The organism is Streptomyces sp. NPDC037290, assembly GCF_055603245.1.
Genome location: NZ_JBVJVZ010000139.1, coordinates 1 through 1,461, shown reverse-complemented (window position 1 = coordinate 1,461; position 1,461 = coordinate 1). Strand labels below are relative to the sequence as shown.

Annotated in this window: 1 protein-coding gene; it reads left to right on the top strand. The window is 69.1% G+C overall.

The window, feature by feature from the left end; genetic code table 11:
- The first annotated feature begins 98 nt into the window (after positions 1-98).
- The gene (locus ACZ7HQ_RS45470) at positions 99-1,454 is read left to right on the top strand and encodes an IS30 family transposase (protein ID WP_471003510.1); all 1,356 of its coding nucleotides are present in this window, start codon (positions 99-101) and stop codon (positions 1,452-1,454) included.
- The last annotated feature ends 7 nt before the right edge of the window (positions 1,455-1,461 follow it).

The following is a 1,461-nucleotide window of genomic DNA, read 5'->3' as shown; positions in this document are numbered from 1 at the left end:
GGCGGATTCAATCGGTCGTCGCAACACCTCTGTGAGCTGGAGGTTTGCGGGTGGGTGTGGGGAATCGGCAGCGAGCGGCACGGGAGTATCGTGGGCAGATGCCCTCGCCGGGTCGGCCGAGCGTGGCCTGGCGTGAGGATCGGGTCCGGTTCTGGCAGGCGATCGCGCGAGGGCTGAGCTCGGTGGATGCCGCGGCCGTGATCGAGGTCTCTCCGGCCGTGGGGTCGCGGTGGTTTCGTCATGCTGGCGGGGTGAATCCATGCCTCGCCCCGACCGTGTCCGGCCGCTACCTGTCGTTCGCCGCACGGGAGGAGATCGCTCTGCTGCGTGCCCGGGGCATCGGCGTCCGTGCGATCGCGCGGCGTCTGGGGCGTTCGCCCTCCACGATCTCGCGGGAGCTGCGGCGAGGCGCCTCCACCCGGACCTGCCACCTGGAGTATCGGGCCTCGCTGGCACAGTGGCATGCCGAGCGGCGCGCACAGAGGCCGAAGACGGCGAAGCTGCTGGTCAACGAGCGCCTGCGCGAGTACGTGCAGGACCGGTTGGCCGGGACCGTCGTCCACGCCATGGACGGCCAGGTCGTCGAGGGACCTCAGGTGCCGGCGTGGAAGGGCCGGAACAAGCCGAGACGGCAGGACCGCCGCTGGGCGACGGCGTGGAGCCCGGAGCAGATATCGCAGCGGCTCAAGGTGGACTTCCCCGAGGACGAGTCCATGCGCATCTCTGCGGAAGCGATCTACCAGGCTCTCTATGTCCAAGGACGCGGGGCACTCAAGCGCGAGCTGGTCGCCTGCCTGCGTACCGGACGGTCACTGCGCGTCCCGCGGGAGCGCACCAGGCAGAGCATCCGCGGCCACGTCACCGCCGATGTGCTGATCAGCGAGCGGCCCGCTGAGGCAGCCGACCGCGCCGTCCCGGGTCACTGGGAAGGCGATCTCATCATCGGCACCGGCCGGTCCGCGATCGGCACGCTCGTCGAGCGCACCACGCGATTCACGATGCTGCTGCACCTGCCCCGGATGGAAGGCTTCGGCACCGAACCACGTACCAAGAACGGGCCCGCGCTGGCCGGCCGCGGCGCCGAGGCCGTCAAGGACGCGATCACCGCCACCATCACCAGCCTGCCCGAGCAGCTACGAAGGTCCCTGACCTGGGACCGAGGCACGGAACTGGCCCAGCACGCCCAACTCCGCATCGACACCGGACTCCAGGTCTACTTCGCCGACCCACACAGCCCCTGGCAGCGGGGCACCAACGAGAACACGAACGGTCTGCTGCGGCAGTACTTTCCGAAGGGCACGGACCTCTCGCGCTGGGGCGCCGACGAGCTCCAGGCCGTCGCCTTCACCCTCAACAACAGACCCCGCAAGACCCTCGGATGGAAGACCCCAGCAGAAGCCCTCAACGAGCACCTACTATCGCTCCAGATAGCCGGTGTTGCGACGACCGGTTGAGTCCAAG